Raw genomic sequence first — 23017 nt, 5'->3', positions numbered from 1 at the left:
CTATCTATTAGAAAATCTGCAAGTCTTATTTTCCAGTGAAATATTTAACCGCTGACGCGAACAGGTGCTGGTCTTTATTTCCTGGGATGTTTTGGAAAAGACCTTCCTCATAACGTTCTGAGTGGCCCATCTTACCGATGATTTGGCCGTTCTTACTGGTAATTCCTTCGATGGCATGGACAGAACCATTTGGATTGTACTTAGAGTCCATACTTGCTTTGCCGTCAAAGTCAACGTATTGGCTGAAAATTTGTCCATTGTCACGGAGCTCTGCAAATTCTTCAGCCGTCACGACAAATTTCCCTTCACCATGCGAAACAGGAATGGCGTGGATATCACCCACTTGCACACCAGTCAACCATGGTGAGTTGGTATTGGCAATGCGAGTTTCTACCATCTTGGCCACGTGTTGGTTGGCATCATTGTAGAAGAGAGTTGGGCTAGTACTAGTGGCATCTTCAAAGTTCCCGTATGGAAGAAGGCCTGATTTGACGAGGGCCTGGAATCCATTACAGATACCGATAATCAAGCCACCACAGGCGATAAAGCTATCAATAGCTGCACGCACTTTTTCATTAAGCAGAATATTGACAATAAACTTGGCTGAACCATCTGGCTCGTCCGCAGCTGAGAACCCACCTGCAAAGAAAAGGATATTAGCCTTGCCGATGTTGTCAACCATAGTTTCAACTGACTTGACAATAGCCTCTTCATTCAAGGTCACAAATGGCACCAAGTTGACCTCTGCACCTTCTTTTTCGAAGGCCTTAGCCGAGTCATATTCCGAGTTGGTGCCCGGGAAGACTGGGATATAAACTACCGGTTTTTCAACTTTTTCTTTAGCTTGGACGACTGTGTTAGTAGCGACAGCTGGAACTTCTGCTAGTTCTTTGGCTTGTGCAAATTCTGTTGGGTAAACTTCTTCCAATTTGCCTTGGAAAGCACTGTCAAGTTTGTGTCCATCTAGCTTCACATCGTTGACAGTTAGTGTAAAGTCTGCTTTTGTTTGTCCGATTTTCTCTACTCCAGCAATTTCTTCAGGCGATGTGAAGACAAATCCGCCCAATTGTGCTGTCAAAGAACTTTCAAGTTCAGGCAAGGTCACCTCTGCACCAATATGATTTCCAAAGGTAGCAAGGGCCAAACTTTCAAGCACACCACCGTATTTGACAGCTGATGCAGATGTCACTTTGTGACCAGCTTGGATGTCTTCAAACTGAGCAAAATTAGACTTAATCAAGTCAAAATCAATCTCTGCAGAGAGGGCTTGACCTGGGATGTAGTAGATATTTTCACCAGCAGTTTTGAACTCTGGAGAGAGGACCTTACGGCTATCTGCCGTCGTCACCCCAAAGGCTACCAAGGTTGGTGGCACTGTCAATTCTTCAAAAGTACCAGACATAGAGTCCTTACCACCGATAGATGGCAAACCAAGCTGAATCTGTGCTTCGATAGAGCCTAGAAGAGCTGCTACTGGCTGACCAAAACGCTCAGCTTGTTTGTCCATCCGCTCGAAGTACTCTTGGTAAGAGAAGCGAGCCTTAGACCAGTTGGCACCAGCAGCAACCAAACGAGCAGTTGCTTCGATCACAGCATAGGCAGCACCGTGGTATGGAGACCATTCAGCTACATATGGGTTGAATCCTTGAGCCATAACAGACGCAGTATGAGTCACACCGTGTTGAACTGGTAATTTCTGCACAGAAGCCTCGGTTGGTGTAAGTTGGTAGCGACCACCAAGTGGGTGATTAATCGTAGAACGTCCAACAGAGCAGTCAAAGATAGTCTGTAATCCTTTTTGACTCGCATGATTCAAATCAGATAGAACCGCAAGGGTATCAGCTTCAAGTGTATCAGAGTTTGTTGTGCGCTCTTCTGGGAGCTTGACATCCTTGTCCACAACCTTAGCATTGACGACCACGCGCACACCGTTTGTATCAAGGAAACGACGCTCCAAGTCCACGATTGTCTCACCATTCCAGTGCATGACAAGATTTGGTTTTTCAGTTACTGTCGCAACAACAACAGCATCAATATTCTCTTTGTTACATTCCGCAACGAAGGCATCCACCTCTTCAGGACGAACCACCACAGCCATCCGTTCTTGTGATTCAGAGATGGCAATTTCGGTACCATTCAAGCCTTGGTATTTAAGAGGAACCTTGTTGAGGTCGATTTCAAGACCGTCTGCCAATTCACCGATAGCCACACAGACACCACCAGCACCAAAGTCATTAGATTTCTTGATAAGACGAGTGACAACACCATTACGGAACAGACGTTGAATCTTGCGTTCTTCGATAGCATTCCCTTTTTGAACTTCAGCTCCAGCAGTTTCTACAGACTCAACCGTTTGAACCTTAGAAGAGCCCGTCGCACCACCGACACCATCACGTCCAGTCTTACCTCCAAGGAGAATAATCACATCTCCCGCTTCCGGTTTTTCACGGACAACATTGCCCTTAGGAGCCGCTCCGACAACCGCACCAAGCTCCATGCGTTTAGCTACAAAGCCTGGGTGGAAGTATTCACGAACATAGGTCGTCGCAAGCCCAATTTGGTTACCATATGAAGAATAACCATGAGCCGCTGTTTTAGAAATAACTTGTTGTGGCAATTTCCCAGCGCGAGTTTCAGAAATCGGTGCTGTAATGTCACCCGCACCTGAGATTCGCATGGCTTGGTAGACATATGAGCGACCTGACAATGGGTCGCGAATAGCACCACCGATACAAGTAGCCGCTCCACCAAATGGCTCAATTTCCGTTGGGTGGTTGTGAGTTTCATTCTTGAACATTAGGAGCCATGGCTCTTTCACACCATCAACATCCACTTCGATTTCTACTGAGCAAGCATTAATCTCGTCTGACACTTCCATATCATCCAAACGTCCATTGGCACGCTCATAACGACCGAAAATAGTGGCCATATCCATCAAGGTTTGTGGTTTTTCAGAACGCCCCAACTCATCGCGCATAGTGATATATTTGTCATAGGTTGCCTGTAATTGTTTTTGGAATTTAGAAGCTGAAAAGTCGATGTGTTTCAACTCTGTCTCAAACGTCGTGTGACGGCAGTGGTCAGACCAGTAAGTATCCAAAACCTTGAGCTCTGTCTCAGTTGGCACGCGTCCGATTGACTTGAAGTAGTCTTGGATAAAAAGCAAATCATCCACTTCCATGGCCATCCCTTGCTCGGCCTTGTAGCGAGCAAAGTCTTCTGCTGTATAGTTTTCAAAGAAAGTCAATTTAGGAATGGTCTTGTCTGACTCTGAAAATTCTTGCTTGGTAATCCCTGTCATGATGTCCTTGAAACGAGAATCAACTGGATTGAGCAGATAGTTCTTGACTGCTTCCAACTCAGTCGCATCAATATCTTTATTCACCAAGTAAAGTTGGGCTGTATTAACCTTTACATCACTTGAACTTCCTAGTAAAAGCAAGGCTTCCTGTGAAGAAGCTGCACGCTGATCAAACTGCCCTGGTAGGCTTTCAATGGCAAAGAAAGCATAGTTGGCAAAATCCGCCTGCACAGCTGCTTCATCCAAGACATGGTCTGTCACCTGCTCAGAGAAAATGTGTTTCTCTGCAGGCGCAAACAGGTCCTCTGCCAAGTCAAATACATCATACACTTGCACGATGCGAATACTTTTCAAAGTTGAAAGCCCCAAGTTATGCTGGAGTTCTCTAACCAAACTCTCTGACTTGACCTGAAAATCAGCCTTTTTTTCAACAAAAATACGTTTATCCATCAATCCTTATTCCTTTATTTCAGCTCTTACAATGTTTCCAACGACTTTGAGGTTGTTATTTCAACCCCTGCAACTTCTCCCAAACAACTTCGTAAACGTCTGTTAGTTCTCCCAATCCCCTACGGAGTGAAAAGGTCTGTGGGACCTTTTCAGCCTGAGTCCTTTTAGTTGAGAGACGAAGGTTTTCCGTTGCAAACAGATTATTTCAAACCTTGCAACTTCTCCCAGACAACTTCATAAACGTCTGTTAGCTCTCCCAATCCTCTACGGAAAACATCCTTGTCCATGTGATTGCCATCCGCATCCCACAAACGGCAGTTATCTGGTGAAAATTCGTCTGCCAAGATGATTTTGCCATCCTTATCAAAACCGAACTCTAGCTTAAAGTCAATCAACTTAAGCCCAATCTCAGCAAACCAGCCTTTCAAAAGTTCATTAATACGACGCGTTTCTTCCTTCAAGTAGGCAATCTGCTGGTCATCCGCAATCTGTAGGAATTTCACATGCTCGTCATTGATAAATGGATCATCCAAATCATCATTTTTATAGTAAAATTCGACAATCGGAGTTTCAAATGCAATACCTTCGTCTACGCCAAAACGTTTTGAAAAGGAACCAGCCGTGTAGTTGCGAAGCACAACCTCGAGAGGAATAATCTCAACCTTTTTATTGAGTTGTTCTGTATCTGAAAGTTTCTCCACAAAGTGAGTCGCCACACCAGCCGCATTTAATTTCTCAAAAATAAAAGATGAAATCTGATTATTCAACACTCCCTTACCAGCAATCTGCTCCTTCTTAACACCATTGAAAGCAGTCGCTTGGTCCTTATAAGTTGAAATAATAAGATTTTCATCCTCAGTTGTATAGATATCTTTAGCTTTTCCCGAATAGATCAATTGTTTTGACATTTTAAAGTTCGCCTTTCGTATTACTTGAGCACATTCTACCATAAAAAACCTAAAATTACAAGAATTTAACCGAATAAATAATAATTGTGTGGCGGAAATCATAAAGAAAAAAACTGCAAGAAGAATCTTTCTCACAGTTTAAAAATCATTTAACTCTAAGAACACGAACATTACTCTTTGTTCAAAAATTGATCCAAATAATAACGTAGATAACTTTTCTTGCCCGTAATCATCTGCAGGCGACCTTCCACCCCATATCGAAGTTTTTCAGCCTGCTCAGAAGTTAGATTAGTCTCCGCCTCAATTTTAAAGAAATTCCCTTTTTCAGTCTTGGTAGCTGTAGCATCGATGCTGGTAATAGTAGAATCTAGGAAAAGTTGATTCTTGGCATCATGAGTCGTAGTATAGCGAATAGAATCACCGATATTGATCCTTGCTACATCCTTTGAACTAAGATAAGCTGTTAGTTTGGCTTTCCCTTCTTTTTCCAAGGACGGATAGAGTTGGGCTAGTAGAGTCCCCTCTGCTACCATGGTAGAATCACTGGTCTCAGAATTAAGATGAAGCACCCCATCCTCACTCGCCGTAATTTTCCCCTTATCTAAAAGATTTCCCTGTACCTTCTTACCTGACTCTGCCTCCAAGATTTTCTGGTCTAGAAGGGTCGATTCCTGACCAACCTTTGCCAAGTGTTGGGATTTGAGAGACTCCAATTGACTACTTAAGCCTGATGCATAGGCTTGTTGGGCACCCGAACCTGCATACTGGATACGGTAAGTAGCAAGACTAGATTCTAACTGAGAAAGCTGTGCTTCAACTTGCGCAACTGCTTGTGCCTTAGATTGCGGATTTTCCTCACCTTGAGACTTATAGGACTGGTAGAGAGAGTAGGCTAGATTCTGACTGGCCAAGGAAGCACCTGTTTCAATAGCTGACTTAGCTGTCTGGTAATCGCGAATTTTAGCCTCTGTTTGGCTGATGAGGTTGCCGATTTTAGCTTGGGTTTGACTAGCTGCTGCATTCTGGGACGCGATGGTCTCATTTTGTTGCGATGTACTAGCCCTAAGACTAGCCACTTGGCTGAGGTAGTCGCGAAAGGTGGCTTGGTAGCCAAATTTATCCTCCTCTGGAAAGTGGTTCTCCCCTTCTTGCAGACTCTTTTGCAAATACTCCAATTGCTTTTTTTGATCCTTGAGCATGTCCAACTGACTAGCATAGGCCTCCGCTTGGACACCCTCTGCCCCTTCCTGATATTGAACCAACAGTTCTCCCTTTTTTACCAGCTTATTTTCTTCCAAATGATTAACAAGAATGCGATTGTTGCTAGTTGACTGGATATTTGCCAGGATACGACTAGGCTCGACAGTAGCTCTAGTAGACAAACTCATCTCCTTCTCTGCAAATGTTGCAAAGCCAAGCAAAAACACGAGCAAAAGCGACATGGGGACAATCACCCGACTGGAAAAATTATGGTAACGACGATTATAAAACTCCGCACTTTCTAAAAATTCTGGTTTCATCCTCTCCTCTTTCTAGCTATTGACCAAATGGGCGTAAAATCCACCCTGTGCAAGCAAATCAGCATGCTTTCCTTCTTCAACAATCTTGCCCTGATCCAAAACAACCACCTTCTCTGTCCGCTCAGCAATGGTCAAGCGGTGGGCGATGAAAATCAAGGTCTTGTCTAAAGCCATAAGATTATCTACAATCCGCTTCTCTGTCAGAATATCCAAACTGCTGGTCGCCTCATCCAAAATCAAGACAGGCGCATCTGTCAAGAGAGCACGCGCCAGAGCAATTCTCTGACGTTGACCACCTGAGATTCCTGCCCCATCCGAAGTCAATTCCGTCTGGTAATTTAGTGGCATGCGCTCAATGTCCTCCCGAATCTCTGCCAATTCGACCGCCCGTAAGATATCTTCCTGTGTCGTTCCCTCCTTGGCTCCAAGGAGAAGATTGTCCAAAATCGTTCCGTTAAAGACATAAGGCTGTTGAGGCAGATAATTAATATACTGGCGCAGAGCCTTTTTATCAATCTGATTGAGATTGACACCACCCAGACTAATCTCTCCCTGACTTGGGTCGTAAAAATTAACCATCATTTTGGCCAAGGTCGTCTTACCTGATCCTGAAATCCCCACAAAAGCCACCTTAGAACCCTGAGGAATAGTCAAATTGATATCCGACAAAACATCTCGACCATAGCCATACTTATAGTAAACCTGCTTGAAAGTCATCTCTCCCTTCATCAAGCTCAAATCCTCAACTGTTTTCTTCTCCTCAAACTCCGAGGCTACCAAATACACTTCATTTAGACGGTTATTGGCGACCTGCGCTGTCTGAAGCTTAGTTTGCAGATTGATGATATTTTCCAAAGGATTTGTAAAGTAAACTAGCAAGGTATTATAGGTAATCAACTGCCCCAAACTCATCTTGCCATCCATGACCAGAACAGCCCCCATCCAGAGAATGCCGACATTGAGCAAGAGATGGGCAACTTTTTTCAGAGCTTTTTGCTGACTCTCTGCCCGACTATAGGTAAAGGATTTTTTCAGATAATCCACAAATTCCTTGTCAATCTTTTGGTAACGCTGACTTTCACTGGTCAAGGACTTGATAGTTTCAATACCATTGATGTCCTCAATGATAGAAGAAGACAGAACCGCATTGGCTTCCATGGTATCCCGATTCATCTTTTCAAACGGCTTCATAAAGGCAAAGATAATCACTGTATAGATAGGAAGTGCCAATAAGGTCATGAAAAAGAGATTGGTATTTTGTGAAAATAAAACAAGGGAAATAATGACAACCGTTGACACATCTAGGAAAATCGAAAGAATGGTCGAAGCCAGCGCATCAATGATACTGTTGGCATCTGTAAAACGAGACACGATTTCCCCTGTCCTGCGTGTCGCAAAAAAGGACATAGGCAGGTGAAAAACATGCTTGATATAGGACAAAATCACATCAATCGATAAGCGTTGCCCCAAAACAAGTAAGAGATACTCCTGAGCGTAAGACAAGATCTGCTGAAGAATATAAACAATCACCAGCCCAATAGAAATAATCCCCAACGTCGAACGCATCTGATCTGGCACATAGGTATCAATGATAGACTGCAGATAATAAGAACCCACAATATTAATCACGGTTACCAAGAGCGTCGCCAAAACGATATTAGCAATCAAGCCACGCTGCTTCACTAATATAGGGATAAAAGAGAGCAGACCATTCTTTTGATCCTTATGAGGCTTGTAGTCTGGACTAGGTGCCATAAACAGAGTCACTCCTGTCCATTCTTCCGCAAAACGCTCACGTGGCAGTTTGGTCAATTTCACCCCAGGATCTGGATCGGCAATATGAATGCTATCCTTATCCTGCCCAGTCACCACATAGTAGTGGAGTAATTTTCCTTCCTTAAGCACATGAGCAACAAAAGGAAAGGTCAAATCTGGCAAGTCAAAGAGCGTCATATCCGCCTTAATTGCTCGCGTCTCAAAGCCAATCTCCTCTGCCACCTTGACCAAGCCCAAAGCCGTTGTCCCATCCATGGTTGTCTTGGCCAATTCTCGCAAGTGAGCCAAAGAATAATAGCTACCATAGTAGCCAAAAACCATGGCTAATGAAGCTACACCGCAGTCCATCTGATCCACTTGCGGACGATAGTGACGTTTACAAAATTTCATATTCATCTCCTTTTTCCTAATACTCAATGAAAATCAAAGAGCAAACTAGGAAACTAGCCGCAGGTTGCTCAAAACACTGTTTTGAGGTTGTAGATAAGACTGACGAAGTCAGCTCAAAACACTGTTTTGAGGTTGTGGATAGAACTGACGAAGTCAGTAACCATACCTACGGCAAGGCAACGTTGACGTGGTTTGAATTTGATTTTCGAAGAGTATAAACTCATCTGATAACAACTATCTTATCCCAATCACCAAACAAAAACTGGACTTCCTCCCCAAATGCGCCTATCTCCCTCCCAACTGCACTTTTTGGATAAAAAATAGGCAGAACAAACGTCCTACCTAAAATATATATTCATTTCTTTTTATTCCTAATTCTTTTGTCAATCATATATAAAACGATAATCGAAAACAGCGGTGGTACAATATAACTCTTTTCACTCATTGTCAGCTGAAATCCCAGGGTTGCTAGTATCTTAAAGATGAAAATATTCATCAAAAATAGAAAAACAAATACTAAAAAATATCCTAAAACCTTCTTCATTTCTTTTCTTCAACTTTCCTAATTTCTACGCCTATTTTATCAAAAATACATGTAAAACTCCAAATAAATACCTCAATTGCACTTTCTTGGCAAAAAATAGGCAGAACAAGCGCCCTGCCTAAAATATATATTTATAAAGATTAAATTGTCAAATAGGATGTTGATTTACATTCTCAGCAACATGCAGCTCCTCTTATCTTGCTTCTTACTATTCTTTACTTTTGACGACTTCTACCACATCTCCTACACTTTGCAGTTGGTCAATTTCTTCATCACTGATTTCGATACTAAATTCATCTTCCAGCGTCAAGATAAACTCCATCAAGTCAACTGAGTCCGCATCCAAATCGTCTTTCAGACTCAAGGATTCTGTCACGACAAAGTCCTCTCCCTGTCGCTCTTGGATAATGGTCACAATACGGTCAAAAATTTCTTTTTCTGTCATCTCTTTTATTCTCCTGTTTATTCTCCTGAAAATTCGCGCGCAGTCTGGGCAACTACGTCTGTTTCTAGCATGGTACGAATCTGGCGGATTGTACTATACACAGCCTTGGCATCGCTTGAGCCATGAGTCTTGACAACCGGTGCCTTGACACCAAACAAGACTGCTCCACCAACATCTGAGTAGTTGAGCTGTTTTTTCAAACCTCTAAGGCTATCCTTGAGAAGGAGTGCGCCTAGTTTCGCTCGAAGACCACCATCTGTAATAGCGGTCTTGAGCAAGCCCATGATTCCCATGGCTGTCCCTTCGATGGATTTGAGCACAGCGTTTCCCGTGAAACCATCTGCCACAACAACATCTGCAACGCCATTCATCAAATCACGCGCTTCCACGTTTCCGATAAAATTCAAACTTTCATCAGCTGCTAGTAATTCGTAGGTTTCCTTACGAAGCGGGTCACCCTTGCTACTCTCTGTTCCATTGTTAAGTAAGCCAACACGTGGTTGCGCAATGCCACGGACATTTTTAGCATAGAAAGAACCTAGAACCGCATATTGATGGAGGTGCTGGGCTGTATTTTCTGCATTAGCACCAAGGTCTAACATGTCAAACCCCTTCCCATCTACAGTCGGCAAAGTCGACATAAGCCCTGGTCGATCGATGTTCTTGATACGACCTACGATAAAGAATCCTGCTGCTAGTAAAGCACCTGTATTCCCAGCCGAGAGTACAGCATCTGCTTCACCCTCTTTGACAGCCTTGGCCGCCAAGACCATACTGGCATTTTTCTTCTTCCGAATTGCTCTCGTAGGTTCATCGTCTGAATCAATCTTCTCATCCGTATGGATAATGCTGACGCGCTCTGTCGCTGTCAGATATTGCTTGATTTTAGCTTCATCTCCGTAGAGTTGAACCTCAATATCTGAAAAGTCAGCTAGGGCTTGATTGACACCCTCAACGATGGCCTGAGGTGCGTAATCGCCTCCCATGGCATCTACTGCGATTTTTTTCATTTCTTTTCCTCTTTTAGTAATTGTCCCCAGTCTGCTAGGGAATCAATAAATTTCTTTGATTTTAGGTGAATCCCAACGTACTCTTCGTAGAGTTGATCCATAAATTGGCGTAGTTCTTGCTTGATTTCAGGCTTGAGCGAAATGGTCTCCAAAGTCTCAAAATCAATGGCTTGAAATTGATTGAGCAGATAAGGGATATTGGGATTGAGATGGCAACGCCTCTCATCCTCATGATAATGCTCTGGACAGAGGCAGGCTCCATATTTGAAAGAAAAGTCAAAAGCCTGAGCAACTCGATGGCAAAAGACACACTCATTAAAATTGAGGCTGATCCCAAATCGAGTCAAGATTTGAATTTCAAAAATATTGGTCAAAACTTGATAATCCAAGCCCTCTTCCATCAACTCCAAAGTCTTTTGCAAAAAAGCAAATAAGGGAGCATCCTGCTGATTATCCTGCAAACTAGCATCTGCAAGAGCTGCCACGTAGGTCGCATAGGCCATGACAAAGAGATCACTATTAATCTTGGGAAAGGTCATCACCTCATGATAGTCCTCAATGTAACTGAGCCCATCATCATTGATTCGCAAGAGAAATCGTGCCAGCACCAAGGGCTGAATAACCGGCGCCAGCTTAGACTGGCCAGCGTGTTTGACGAAAAACATGCGCTTGCCAGCCTGCTCTGTAAAAATCTTGACTAGCTTGTCATCCTCCCGAAAATTGCGATTGTAGAGCACCAAGCCTTGACTCGTGATAGACTGAATCATGCTTCTCTCATATACTCCTCAAGCCGTTTCATGGCTTCTGTGATAGTCTCCATGCTAGCCGCATAAGACAGACGCACATAACCTTCCCCGTAACGCCCAAAGGCAGCACCAGGGATAAAGGCAACAGCCTTCTTCTGAGCAAAATCCTTCAAAAAAGCAAAGGAGTCTTGATTGTAGCCCGCTGGAATCTTAGCAAAGATATAGAAGGCACCGTCTGGTTTGATAATCTCAAAACCAAGAGCAGTCATTTTCTCGATAATATAGTCCCGACGCTGGATGTATTCCTTCTTCATAGGTTCCGCATCGTTTTTACCAGCCGTCAAGGCTTCCACCGCAGCATGTTGAGCCATAGTATTTGCGGCAGTAACCAAGTACTGGTGACTCTTAATCAACTGAGCTGTAAAGGCTGCAGGAGCGAAAATCAGTCCCAAACGCCAACCTGTCATGGCATGCGATTTAGACAAACCATTGATAATAATAGCCTGGTCTCTCAACATAGTTCCTAGAGATACATGGGCTTCCCCTGTGTAGGTCAATTCTGAGTAAACCTCATCACAGACAACGAAAATTTCGTACTTGCGTAAAACAGCTGCCAAGGCTTCCAACTGCTCCCGACTATAGGTAATTCCTGTCGGATTAGCTGGATAGTTGAGAATAACCGCCTTGAGATTATCACCTTGCTCCAAAATGGCCTTCTCCAACATCTCAGGAGTCAAGACAAACCCATTTTCAGTTGTGTCAATCTCAACAATCTCTGCCCCAACTAGATTGACAATTGGCTCATAACCCGGATAAGCAGGAGCTGGCAAGAGCACCTTGTCTCCCTCTTCCAAAATAGCTGTCAAAGTAGCAGATAAAGCCTCTGTCGCCCCAATTGTAACCAAGATTTCATTTTCAGGAGCATAGTCCAGTTGGTACTTTTCCTTAACAAAGTCACTGGCCGCCTGACGTAGAGTCAGCAGACCACTCATCCCTGTATAGTAGGATTGGTTCTGATCAATCGCTCGCTTGGCCGCCTCCTTGACATGATCTGGCGTTGTAAAATCAGGTTCCCCCAAGGTCAAACGCAAGACCCCAGGAATCTCCGAAATAGCCTGGTCAAACTGACGAATCAACGAAACTTGAATCTTATCTAACTGTTTATTAAAGCGCTTAGTTAAGTCCATAGATACCTCCTACTTTCAAAACGTATCTCTATTATACTACAAAAGCCCCTCGACCGCAAAAATACATTAGAGAATAGCTTTCCACTTTCTATTTTACTTTTCCTCTTTACAGGTCTATAATGGTAACAGATTCTATTTGGAGGTTTTTATGTCATTTCTATCAAAAAATGGAGCAGGCATCTTGGCCTGCCTTCTCATTTCCATCGTATCTTGGTACTTAGGAGGGTTCTTCCCTGTTATTGGCGCGCCTGTCTTTGCAATTTTCATAGGCATGCTTCTCCATCCCTTTCTCTCGTCTTATAAACAACTAGATGCTGGATTGACCTTTAGTTCCAAGAAATTGCTCCAGTATGCTGTTATCTTGCTTGGTTTTGGTCTCAATATCTCGCAAGTCTTCGCAGTTGGGCAATCTTCACTCCCTGTCATTCTGTCCACCATCTCAATAGCCTTGATTGTTGCCTATCTCTTCCAGCGCTTCTTTGCACTGGACACAAAACTGGCTACCTTGATTGGAGTGGGTTCTTCTATCTGTGGGGGCTCTGCCATTGCGGCAACAGCGCCCGTTATACATGCCAAGGAAAAGGAAGTAGCCCAAGCCATCTCCGTTATCTTTTTCTTCAATGTCTTGGCTGCGCTCATCTTTCCAACTCTCGGCACCTGGCTTCATCTATCCAATGAAGGCTTCGCCCTCTTTGCAGGAACTGCGGTCAATGATACTTCCTCTGTAACCGCCACAGCCAGCGCCTGGGACAGTCTCTACCAGACTAATACCCTCGAATCCGCAACCATTGTCAAACTCACACGTACTCTGGCTATCATCCCCATCACTCTCTTTCTCTCCTACTGGCAAAGTCGTGAACAAAAAAATAAGCAAGGCTTACAACTGAAAAAAGTCTTCCCACTGTTTATCCTTTACTTTATCCTTGCATCTCTCCTAACTACCCTCCTGACCTCTCTTGGTGTGTCCAGCAGTTTCTTTACCCCTCTCAAACAACTTTCCAAATTCCTCATTATCATGGCCATGAGTGCTATCGGTCTCAAAACTAATCTGGTCGCTATGGTCAAATCCAGCGGAAAATCCATTGTTCTCGGAGCCATCTGCTGGATTGCCATTATCCTCACTAGTCTTGGTATGCAGACCCTTATCGGCATTTTCTAATACTCTTCGAAAATCTCTTCAAACCACGTCAACGTCGCCTTGCCGTATATATGTGACTGACTTCGTCAGTTCTATCTGCAACCTCAAAACAGTGTTTTGAGCAGCCTGCGGCTAGTTTGCTCTTTGATTTTCATTGAGTATAACACAAAAGGTAGCCCACCAGCTACCTTTTTCTTATACTTCCTCAATCAAGCGTGTATGTTCTCTCTTGATGCAACGATTCATCACGATGTCATCGCATCCACCAGCACGCAAGATTTCTTCCGCCTCTAGATTTTCAAGTCCTAGCTGTGCCCAAAAAATCTTGGCATCAGCCTTGAGAAAATCACACGCCACATCTGGCAAAAACTCACTGCGACGGTAAACATTAACAATATCTACAGGAAAAGGAATCTCTGCTAGGCTAGCATAAGCCTTTTCACCCAAAATTTCACCACCTGCCGCCTTGGGATTGACTGGGATGATTTTATAACCCCGAACCTGCATTTCCTTGGTCACTCGATTGCTCGTTGTTTCCTCACGGTCTGACAAGCCCACCACAGCAAGGGTTTTACTCGTTGCGAGATACTGACGAATCACGCCATCACTTGGATTGATAAATTCTTGACTCATAGAAATCCTCCTTTTTCATCAGTATAGCACAATTTGAAAAGGCTTGCAGGTTTTGGCTACAAAAAATCTCCTAGCAGTTCACTTCTGCTAGGAGTATGTTTTATTCTAAGCGAAAACTTAAATCTTTTTCTCAATACTGAAAAGTGGAGAAAGTGGGCGTTTTTCATGGATACGTACGATAGCATCCCCTAGGAGATGAGCGATTGAAATCTGCTCAATCTTATCAATCAAACGCTCTTCTGGCAGATAGATGGTATCCAAAACAACCAATTTCTTAATAGCTGATTTTTGGATATTGTCCATAGCAGGACCAGAAAGAACTGGGTGCGTACAGCTTGCATATACTTCAACAGCACCAGCTTCTGCAAGAGCATCTGCCGCATGACAAATCGTTCCAGCAGTATCAATCATATCATCAATCAAGATACAAGTCTTGCCTTCGACCTTACCGATGATGTTCATGACTTCACTGGTATTCATCTTATCAACACTGCGACGTTTGTCGATGATAGCGATAGATGTTTTCAAAAACTCAGCCAACTTACGAGCACGAGTCACTCCTCCATGGTCTGGGCTGACAACCACATAGTCAGAACCAACCATGCCACGACGCTCAAAATAATCCGCAATCAGAGGAGCTCCCATCAAATGATCCACAGGAATATCAAAGAATCCTTGAATCTGCGCAGCATGCAAGTCGATGGTCAATAAACGATCCACTCCAGCTACTTCAAGCATATTTGCGACAAGTTTTGATGTGATTGGCTCACGCGCTCTCGCCTTTCTATCCTGACGTGCATACCCATAGTAAGGCATGACAACATTGACAGATTCTGCACTCGCACGCTTCAAAGCATCCACCATAATCAAAATTTCAAGCAGATTGTCATTTACAGGCGAACTAGTTGATTGTAGGATAAAGACGTGTTTCCCACGGATTGATTCTTCAATGTTAACCTGAATCTCTCCATCTGAAAATTGGCGAACACTTGATTTCCCCAACTCTATCCCAATCTCCTGCGCCACACGTTTTGCCAATTCTTGATTAGAAGAAAGGGCAAACAGCTTTAAATCAGAAAAAGACATGATTTCCTCCGGTATATATGTATCGCTTGTGCTTTTCACAAGATTTTTCCATTTACCATTGTAGCGCTTTTTGCACTATTTTTCAATCAAAAATAAAAGAAGGGCACCATATTTGTACCCTTGCATCATTCTTTTAAAAAATATTCTAGTTCATCAACTCATTGTGCTTCTCAACAAAACGATAAGCATGATAAAAACCATAGAGAGTAATAGCCGTAACCACTGGAATCGCTAAGGGTAACTCTGTCTCCAACTCTACAAAAGGAGAATTAAACAAGAAGTGAGTTCCCAAGGCTAAAACTAGGAAAATGAACCCCTGTTTCTTGCCAACCTTCTGTCCTTTATAGGCTCTGTAAAGCAAGTAAACACCTACTACAGCTAGACCTGAAAAAGTCCAGTGAGAGGCAATTCCTGAGATGATACGCTCTAAAATTCGCGAAATAGTAAAGTCAAATCCCTCTGGCAAATCCGTACGAATATAGCCAATATCCTCAATCATTTGGAATCCCAAACCAGAAGCAATCCCAAGTAAAAACAAAGATTTTAATTTTCGCACAGGAATCAAAGCTAAAACAAAGACAAGTGGCAACAATTTCAAGGGTTCTTCTACCAAAGGAGCCACAATCGCACTTTCAAAGGCATTTAAAAATGCACTATCTGGGAAAAGAACCTCCAATAAATCATGGATATAGGTATTAGCAAAGCTAGACAACCAGCCTGCAAGGAACATCCCACCCAATAAAGACAAGATCAAGGCCTTCTTTGGCGATTCCCATTTTTTCCCAATACGGAAAAGGAAATAAAGAGCCGGAATCATGTAAAGGAGAGCTAGAAAGATAGAGGCTCCCATGAGTCCATATTCCGCACCTGACATCGAACCATCCGTATAGTAGATAGTTTCATACTGCAAACCAATACATAGCAATAAAATAAAAATAAATAAAATACTGTTTTTCTTCATACACTTTCTTTCTAAATGAAGTATTTATAATTCTACGACTGTCATCCTTCCTGTATCCACATCGTAAACCGCACCTGAAATAACAACATCATCTGGGATTAGAGGAGTTTCCTGTAGCAATCTCATATCCTCACGAACACTTTCATCAATGTCTTGAAAAGGCAAAAAGTCCTTGTCAGAAACATCCACTCCTAGTTCTTTTTTCAAATACTCCTGAAAAGGACCATTTTCAAATGTCTGTGCACCACAGTCTGTATGATGGAGCACCACAATTTCCCTTGTCCCCATTTGTTGCTGGGAAATCACAAGCGAGCGAATCATATCATCTGTCACTCGCCCTCCAGCATTCCGCAAAATATGAGCATCTCCCAGAGCCAACCCAAGAGCTGGCGCAACGTGTAAACGCGAGTCCATACAAGTTACGATTGCAACCTTGGTCTTTGGTTTGATTGATAAATGAAGATCTCCATGCAGTTCTACATAGGCTTGATTGGCTTTTAAAAAATTTTCAAAATAGGACATAACAACTCACTTTCTAGTCTATCAGATAATTTGAACACCAAATTATTTATATCCTATCTTACCATCTTTTCTTTGTCTTGTCAGTTGTCAACCTTCATATAAAAAAACTGGGACAGAGACATCCAGCTTCTAGCTTGGGCTTCTGTCCTAGTTTTATTTTATGAACCTTTTTGGATATACTTATTGAGCGATCCTGCAAAGCTCTGAAGATTGAGACTTTGTACGTAGACCTCACCAGTTCCTCGGAAGGTATTCACCACTCCTTCGCCTGTACCAATAGACTGCCAGAAGCTATTTTCTAAGTGGATATTATAGTCCAAAGATTGACTCCAAGCCACCACATGAGCATTGTCAATGGTTATTTCTTGGTTTTGTAGCTCAATTTTCTTGATAGAGCCAAAAGCATTGGCCAAGAGAGTTCCCTGGCCTTGGGTAGTCATCACAAAGAGACCGCCTTGCCCTCCGAACAGAGCTTTACCAATAGACTGACTCTCCATAGTATAGGAAGCTGTACCATCAAGAGCTAGAAAAGCCCCATCATTCAGTCGATATTGTTTTTCACCTAGTTCAAGAGCAATTACTTGCCCAGGAGTATCTGGTGCTAGAGCAAGGTTCCCGTTATCAGACTCTGCTACAGCTTGAGTAATGAAGGTGCTTTCACCAGAAACCATTGAACGTCCTACAGCTTTAACAAAACGTCCCAAACCTGAACCGCTAGCATTGAGCTGGGTATTGAGACTTACGTTAGGCGTGTGGTAAACCATACTACCTCGCTGGATATAGACGGTTTCTCCTTGATTGAGTGACAACTCTACCAAAGGAAATTGCATATGACTGTCCATAGAAAATTTCATAAGAAATTCCTCCTTGTTTTAATAAATGTTAGCAATAAAATAATTAGTCATCTAAAGCTGACCATAACTATTAGGAGAATACCTTTTTTAAAACTTCCTGAATCGTTGTCACCCCAATGACCTGAATTTCCTTGGGCGGAGTGATTCCTGTCAAGGAATTCTTAGGTACATAAATCTTAGTAAAGCCCAGTTTAGCAGCTTCATTGATGCGTTGCTCGATACGATTCACGCGCCGAATTTCTCCTGTCAAGCCCAGTTCTCCCACAAAACATTCCTGAGGATTAGTTGGCTTGTCCTTGTAGCTCGAAGCAATGGCAACTGCAACGGCCAAGTCAATGGCAGGTTCATCCAATTTGACACCGCCAGCAGATTTGAGATAGGCGTCCTGATTTTGCAAGAGAAGACCTGCCCGCTTTTCCAAAACAGCCATAATCAAGCTAGCACGATTAAAATCAAGTCCTGTCGTCGTACGCTTAGCATTTCCAAACATGGTCGGTGTCACCAAAGCCTGAACTTCCGCCAAAATCGGACGCGTCCCTTCCATGGTCACAACGATGGAGGAACCAGTCGCCCCATCCAAACGCTCCTCTAGGAAAACCTGACTCGGATTGAGTACCTCAACCAAACCGCCCGACTGCATCTCAAAAATCCCAATCTCATTAGTGGAACCAAAACGATTTTTGACCGCTCTCAGAATACGGAAGGTATGGTGGCGTTCCCCTTCAAAGTAAAGCACCGTATCCACCATATGCTCCAACATTCTCGGCCCAGCCAAGGTTCCTTCCTTGGTCACATGCCCTACGATAAAGATGGCAATGTTATTAGTTTTGGCCAGCTGCATAAGTTCAGCCGTCACTTCACGCACTTGAGAAACAGAGCCCTGTACCCCTGAAATCTCAGGAGACATAATGGTCTGGATGGAGTCGATAATGAGAAAATCTGGTTGGATGCGCTCCACCTCTGCTCGAACACTCTGCATATTGGTCTCTGCATAGAGATAAAACTCGCTATCAATATCACCCAAACGCTCTGCACGTAGTTTAATCTGCTGGGCAGACTCCTCCCCACTGACATAGAGAACCGTCCCCACTTGAGATAGCTGGGTTGAAACTTGTAGGAGAAGGGTTGATTTCCCAATTCCAGGATCCCCACCGATAAGAACAAGACTTCCCGGTACCACTCCGCCTCCAAGTACACGGTTGAATTCCTCCATCTCTGTCTTGGTTCGATTGACATTGATAGAAGTCACCTCAGCCAGTTTCATGGGCTTGGTTTTCTCACCTGTCAAAGACACACGCGCATTCTTAACCTCGGCAACCTCAACCTCTTCTACAAAAGAAGACCAAGACCCACAGTTAGGGCATCGTCCCAGATATTTAGGGGAATTATACCCACAATTTTGACATACAAATGTCGCTTTTTTCTTTGCGATGATAAACCTCTTTCTATATCTCTAACTCACACTCAATCACTTGGCAAAAATCAATCTTCTCATTTGGCACAAACTGGCGCATGAGCATGTTGTGAGTTACCACTATCACGGTCTGGTAATCTCGATACTTAGCCATGCATTCTAGAAAACGAGACTTCATTTCCGTAGCTGTCTCATATTGAATAGGACTATTAGGAAGTAACTCCCCCTTATTTTCTAGAAACATAGTACGAGCTTTTTCAAAATTATCTGTGCCACTTTCATAGACCTGCCATTCATGTAATAATGGCTCCACTCTCAAAGGAAGTCCCGTAGCACAAACCACATAAAAAGCCGTTTCTAAAGCTCTTGTGACTGAAGAAGATATGATTATTTCAGCTGAAGGGAGTAAAGGATTGGTGCTCAATTTCTGGGCTTGTTGCCGTCCCTTCTCAGACAAGGGTGCCAAATCTATCCCAAATCCCGTATAAGAATGTTCCTCTAACTCACAATAATCTGGCTCCCCGTGACGTAAAAAGATAATCTTCATCTTAGTGTCCAGTTGACCCAAAACCACCAGTCCGCACACCATCAGCTGCATCTCCATCTGCAATTAAGAAAGAAGCAAAGACAGCCTGGACAACGCGTTCTCCAACTTCAAGAACAACCTCTTGGTCTGTGATATTCTTCATCTGCGCAAAAATATGCCCTTCATTCCCAGGATTTCCATAATAATCCCCATCAATGACCCCAACTGAATTAATCAAAACCAAACCCTTCTTACGAGGGTTTGAAGAGCGATCATAGAGATAGAGAACCTCAGTTGGTTGCATATAAGCCTTAACCCCTGTCGGAACCAATACAATCTCTCCTGGCGCAATAACTGTACGCACAGCAACCTTTAAGTCGTAACCAGCCGCATGCGCTGTCTCACGTTTGGGCAATAAATTTTCATCTGTAAAACTAGAAACCAATTCAAAACCACGAATTTTCATCATTTTCTCTTTTCTATTATCATTTACTCTAGATTATTCTATCTTATTTATTCGGAAAAAGCACGAAAAAAAGAGCACACAATTCAAATCGCTTAGGGCTGCTGGATTCCTCCCCTGACCCGCTTCACGCAGAACTGTTGCTCCACTATTTATTATATCACATTCCTATTCATTTTAAAAGCAAAATTATTTTTTCCGTCTATTTCTAAAGAAGTCCTGCATAATAGCTGCGCATTCATCTTCCAAAATTCCCGTTTCAACCTCTACACGATGGTTAAGACGCTCATCTGTCAAGATATCGTACAAACTCCCAGCAGCGCCAAATTTCTGGTTTTTAGCCCCATAGACCACGTTGGGAATACGGGCGAGTCCAATTGCCCCACTACACATGACACAAGGCTCAATGGTCACAAAAAGCGTGCAATCCAGCAAGCGCCAACTCTCCTCACTCAGGTTCGCATGCTCTATGGCCATAATCTCCGCATGCATAACCGCTCGCTGCAGTTCCTCACGCGCATTATGCCCACGGCCAATGATTTCTCCGTCCTTGACAATCACACAACCAATTGGAATTTCATCGTGTTCAAGAGCAATCTCAGCCTCTTTCAATGCCTCTCTCATAAAGACTTCTTTTTCTTCAACTGTATAATTCATCAATTTCCCTTTTCCTACTTATCGATTTTATTATTATATCATGAATCCCAAGACAAAAAAAGCCACCGAATGCGGTGACTTTATAGGGAGATTATTATGAAAAAGAAAAGTTTAGGATATTTGTTACAACAAGTTAGGAGGTCTTCTTGTAACTGTCTATAGTATACCCGACCTATCTTAAACAAATCTTAAAAATCTCTTAGGACCAAACACTTTCTAAAATATTTGTTTGTTCACGACCAGGACCTACTGAGAAAGTAGAAATACGAACGCCAACCAATTCACTCACACGACGAACATAGTTACGCGCATTCTCAGGAAGATCTTCCAAATTACGAACTCCGGTAATATCTTCTGACCAACCTGGCAACTCTTCATAGATAGGCTTGCAACGCTTCAATTGCTCAAGACTAGCTGGATAGTAGTCAATACGTTGACCATCAAGATCATAGGCCACACAGATTTTCACAGTATCCAAACCGCTCAAAACATCGATAGAGTTCAATGAAAGATTAGTAATACCAGAAACACGACGACTATGACGCATCACAACTGAGTCAAACCAACCCACACGACGTGGACGACCAGTTGTTGTACCATATTCATGACCGACTTCACGGATACGTTCTCCCACTTCATCAAACAACTCAGTTGGGAAAGGACCATCTCCTACACGACTCGTATAAGCTTTACATACACCTACAACCTTGTCAATCTTACTTGGACCAACACCAGAACCAATTGTCACACCACCAGCTACAGGGTTTGATGACGTAACAAATGGATAAGTACCTTGGTCGATATCTAGCATAACACCTTGTGCACCTTCAAAAAGCACACGTTTACCGTTATCAAGTGCATCATTCAAAATGACAGATGTATCTGTCACATACTTCTTGATTTGTTGACCATATTCGTAATATTCTTCAAAAATATCATCGAAAGCAATCGCTTTACTGTCATACAATTTTTCAAAAAGACGATTCTTTTCAGCAAGGTTACGTTCTAAACGCTCACGGAAAATATCTTTATCCAAAAGATCTGCGATACGAATCCCAACACGAGCAGCCTTGTCCATATAAGCTGGACCAATTCCCTTGATTGTAGTCCCAATCTTATTGTCCCCCTTAGCTTCTTCTTGCAAACGGTCTAACTCGATATGGTAAGGCAAAATGACATGGGCACGATCAGAAATACGCAAGTTATCAGTTGTCACACCTTCCTCATGAAGATAGCTCAACTCTTTTACAAGAGATTTAGGATTTACAACCATACCGTTTCCAATAACAGAGATTTTTTCAGGGAAGAAAATTCCAGATGGAATCAAGTGCAATTTAAACTTCTTACCATCAATAACAATCGTGTGGCCTGCATTATCACCACCTTGGTAACGTGCAATCACTTCTGCATTCGCTGAAAGGAAGTCTGTAATCTTCCCTTTACCTTCATCACCCCATTGGGTACCTACAACAACAACTGAAGTCATAATCTTGTCTGAGCCCTCAGGCTCTTCCTTTCTCACATACATGGCAGGACTCTCACCTGCAATTATATCTTACAATTTATTATAAGAAAAAATCGCCTTTTTATCAAGAAGAAACAATAGAAAGATTTGCTATTTCCAACTATTAAAAAATGATTTAGAAAAATAACCAGCTATTTATTATTATATTTCTATAAAAAAGTAAATTTGTTCGGAAATTAACTCATACTGTCTCAACAAGCAACAAAACCTTGTTTCATTATCAATTTTTCAAGATACAAACGATAAGCAACACGATAATGGTAAACAATAAAATCCCGATAACTCACAACACGATATCGGACAAGATAATAAATCAAAAACTTAAAATGAACATGTTCCCAATCAAAATTATCACCGAAGAACATACCATACTCTTCTTCAATATTTCTATAAAAATCCATCATCTGATCATAAATACTTTGTAGCATAAATATATACTCCTTTTCTTTTTATGACCTTATTCTAACAGAAAATTATAAACAGTTATTATAAAATCCTGAATTGCTCATATACTAACCTCAAAAAGATAACAAATAGGAAAAGTTGACAGAATAGGAAGAAATCTACTACCTAAATTTCAAAAATTAAGATAATGGAAGCGGAAGGATGTGAACCCCTCGAAGGAGCGTATTTACAGTCCGTCACGTTTAGCCTCTTCGCTACCCTCAATTAAAGTACTAAAAAGAGCTCCTTGATCAAAACGGAGGGCTCTGAAACTTTACTCAGCAAAAATATCTCACACCAAATAACACAAAATAGATTATTAATTATATAAAAAAAGAGGCTAAACCTCTTTTTACTAACTACTCCGCCAGTAGGACTCGAACCTACGACATCATGATTAACAGTCATGCGCTACTACCAACTGAGCTATGGCGGATTAAAGCTAAGCGACTTCCATATCTCACAGGGGGCAACCCCCAACTACTTCCGGCGTTCTAGGGCTTAACTTCTGTGTTCG

The 23017-nt window shown here is 42.6% G+C and carries 22 protein-coding genes, 1 tRNA gene and 1 other RNA gene; 1 reads left to right on the top strand and 23 read right to left on the bottom strand.

Annotation, left to right across the window (positions count from 1 at the left end):
* Window positions 1-25: 25 nt before the first annotated feature.
* The 10 genes from KUA57_RS08935 to KUA57_RS08900 all read right to left on the bottom strand — a co-directional run bounded on the left by KUA57_RS08935 (window position 26) and on the right by KUA57_RS08900 (window position 12277).
* Window positions 26-3751, bottom strand: coding sequence for a phosphoribosylformylglycinamidine synthase (locus KUA57_RS08935; RefSeq protein ID WP_218494108.1), 3726 nt, complete (start codon window positions 3749-3751; stop codon window positions 26-28).
* A 55-nt stretch (window positions 3752-3806) separates the two neighbouring features.
* Entirely contained in the window at window positions 3807-3950 is a 144-nt protein-coding gene (locus tag KUA57_RS09735; RefSeq protein WP_120770879.1) for a phosphoribosylaminoimidazolesuccinocarboxamide synthase, read from the bottom strand.
* A gap of 1 nt (window position 3951) precedes the next feature.
* Window positions 3952-4659, bottom strand: a complete 708-nt coding sequence (purC, locus tag KUA57_RS08930) for a phosphoribosylaminoimidazolesuccinocarboxamide synthase (protein WP_000043282.1) — start codon at window positions 4657-4659, stop codon at window positions 3952-3954.
* 170 nt (window positions 4660-4829) lie between these two features.
* Window positions 4830-6179, bottom strand: a complete 1350-nt coding sequence (comB, locus tag KUA57_RS08925; protein ID WP_218494107.1) for a competence pheromone export protein ComB — start codon at window positions 6177-6179, stop codon at window positions 4830-4832.
* A 12-nt stretch (window positions 6180-6191) separates the two neighbouring features.
* Entirely contained in the window at window positions 6192-8345 is a 2154-nt protein-coding gene (gene comA, locus KUA57_RS08920) for a peptide cleavage/export ABC transporter ComA (RefSeq protein ID WP_218494106.1), read from the bottom strand.
* Window positions 8346-8700: 355 nt separating this feature from the next.
* Complete coding sequence (locus KUA57_RS09660; protein WP_061864857.1) at window positions 8701-8889, bottom strand: hypothetical protein; 189 nt, start codon at window positions 8887-8889, stop codon at window positions 8701-8703.
* Window positions 8890-9097: 208 nt separating this feature from the next.
* Window positions 9098-9334, bottom strand: coding sequence for an acyl carrier protein (locus KUA57_RS08915; RefSeq protein WP_020902253.1), 237 nt, complete (start codon window positions 9332-9334; stop codon window positions 9098-9100).
* Between the two features lie 17 nt (window positions 9335-9351).
* Window positions 9352-10344 carry a phosphate acyltransferase PlsX gene (gene plsX, locus KUA57_RS08910; protein WP_049551062.1) on the bottom strand — a complete coding sequence of 331 codons (993 nt, stop codon included), beginning with the start codon at window positions 10342-10344 and terminating at the stop codon, window positions 9352-9354.
* On the bottom strand, window positions 10341-11111 hold the full coding sequence (gene recO / locus KUA57_RS08905) for a DNA repair protein RecO (protein ID WP_061864858.1): 771 nt from the start codon (window positions 11109-11111) through the stop codon (window positions 10341-10343). The genes plsX and recO overlap by 4 nt, the downstream gene beginning before the upstream one ends.
* Entirely contained in the window at window positions 11108-12277 is a 1170-nt protein-coding gene (locus KUA57_RS08900) for a pyridoxal phosphate-dependent aminotransferase (RefSeq protein WP_218494105.1), read from the bottom strand. Before KUA57_RS08900 ends, recO begins: the two co-directional genes overlap by 4 nt.
* 148 nt (window positions 12278-12425) lie before the next feature.
* On the opposite strand from KUA57_RS08900, the gene KUA57_RS08895 reads away from it, so the two are divergent.
* Window positions 12426-13436 (top strand): YeiH family protein, encoded by a 1011-nt coding sequence (locus tag KUA57_RS08895; RefSeq protein WP_218494104.1) that lies wholly within the window; start codon window positions 12426-12428, stop codon window positions 13434-13436.
* Window positions 13437-13610: 174 nt separating this feature from the next.
* On the opposite strand, the gene KUA57_RS08890 is transcribed toward KUA57_RS08895, so the two are convergent.
* The 13 genes from KUA57_RS08890 to KUA57_RS08830 all read right to left on the bottom strand — a co-directional run bounded on the left by KUA57_RS08890 (window position 13611) and on the right by KUA57_RS08830 (window position 22936).
* Window positions 13611-14048 (bottom strand): CoA-binding protein, encoded by a 438-nt coding sequence (locus KUA57_RS08890; RefSeq protein WP_218494103.1) that lies wholly within the window; start codon window positions 14046-14048, stop codon window positions 13611-13613.
* 117 nt (window positions 14049-14165) lie between these two features.
* Complete coding sequence (locus KUA57_RS08885; protein WP_033682853.1) at window positions 14166-15134, bottom strand: ribose-phosphate diphosphokinase; 969 nt, start codon at window positions 15132-15134, stop codon at window positions 14166-14168.
* Between the two features lie 145 nt (window positions 15135-15279).
* Window positions 15280-16095: a PrsW family intramembrane metalloprotease gene (locus KUA57_RS08880; RefSeq protein WP_218494102.1), complete on the bottom strand. Its 816-nt coding sequence runs from the start codon at window positions 16093-16095 to the stop codon at window positions 15280-15282.
* A gap of 24 nt (window positions 16096-16119) precedes the next feature.
* Window positions 16120-16617, bottom strand: a complete 498-nt coding sequence (locus tag KUA57_RS08875) for a beta-class carbonic anhydrase (protein ID WP_033679448.1) — start codon at window positions 16615-16617, stop codon at window positions 16120-16122.
* Window positions 16618-16775: 158 nt separating this feature from the next.
* The gene (locus tag KUA57_RS08870) at window positions 16776-17471 is read right to left on the bottom strand and encodes a TIGR00266 family protein (protein WP_000672726.1); all 696 of its coding nucleotides are present in this window, start codon (window positions 17469-17471) and stop codon (window positions 16776-16778) included.
* A gap of 70 nt (window positions 17472-17541) precedes the next feature.
* Entirely contained in the window at window positions 17542-18903 is a 1362-nt protein-coding gene (gene radA, locus KUA57_RS08865) for a DNA repair protein RadA (RefSeq protein WP_080710032.1), read from the bottom strand.
* Between the two features lie 13 nt (window positions 18904-18916).
* Window positions 18917-19474: a histidine phosphatase family protein gene (locus KUA57_RS08860; RefSeq protein ID WP_162927897.1), complete on the bottom strand. Its 558-nt coding sequence runs from the start codon at window positions 19472-19474 to the stop codon at window positions 18917-18919.
* Entirely contained in the window at window positions 19434-19877 is a 444-nt protein-coding gene (locus KUA57_RS08855) for a dUTP diphosphatase (RefSeq protein ID WP_061864865.1), read from the bottom strand. Before KUA57_RS08855 ends, KUA57_RS08860 begins: the two co-directional genes overlap by 41 nt.
* 56 nt (window positions 19878-19933) lie before the next feature.
* Window positions 19934-20031, bottom strand: an RNA gene (gene ffs, locus KUA57_RS08850) — signal recognition particle sRNA small type.
* Between the two features lie 32 nt (window positions 20032-20063).
* On the bottom strand, window positions 20064-20531 hold the full coding sequence (gene tadA, locus KUA57_RS08845; protein WP_061864891.1) for a tRNA adenosine(34) deaminase TadA: 468 nt from the start codon (window positions 20529-20531) through the stop codon (window positions 20064-20066).
* A gap of 199 nt (window positions 20532-20730) precedes the next feature.
* Window positions 20731-22017, bottom strand: coding sequence for an adenylosuccinate synthase (locus KUA57_RS08840; protein WP_001832534.1), 1287 nt, complete (start codon window positions 22015-22017; stop codon window positions 20731-20733).
* 230 nt (window positions 22018-22247) lie between these two features.
* The gene (gene comW, locus KUA57_RS08835) at window positions 22248-22484 is read right to left on the bottom strand and encodes a sigma(X)-activator ComW (RefSeq protein ID WP_004263931.1); all 237 of its coding nucleotides are present in this window, start codon (window positions 22482-22484) and stop codon (window positions 22248-22250) included.
* A 378-nt stretch (window positions 22485-22862) separates the two neighbouring features.
* A tRNA-Asn gene (locus KUA57_RS08830) sits at window positions 22863-22936 on the bottom strand.
* Between the last annotated feature and the right edge of the window lie 81 nt (window positions 22937-23017).

The organism is Streptococcus vulneris (assembly GCF_019218685.1).
GTDB classification, from domain to species: domain Bacteria; phylum Bacillota; class Bacilli; order Lactobacillales; family Streptococcaceae; genus Streptococcus; species Streptococcus vulneris.
The sequence above is the reverse complement of the archived record's forward strand: the minus strand, read 5'-3'. Positions and strand labels throughout refer to the sequence as shown.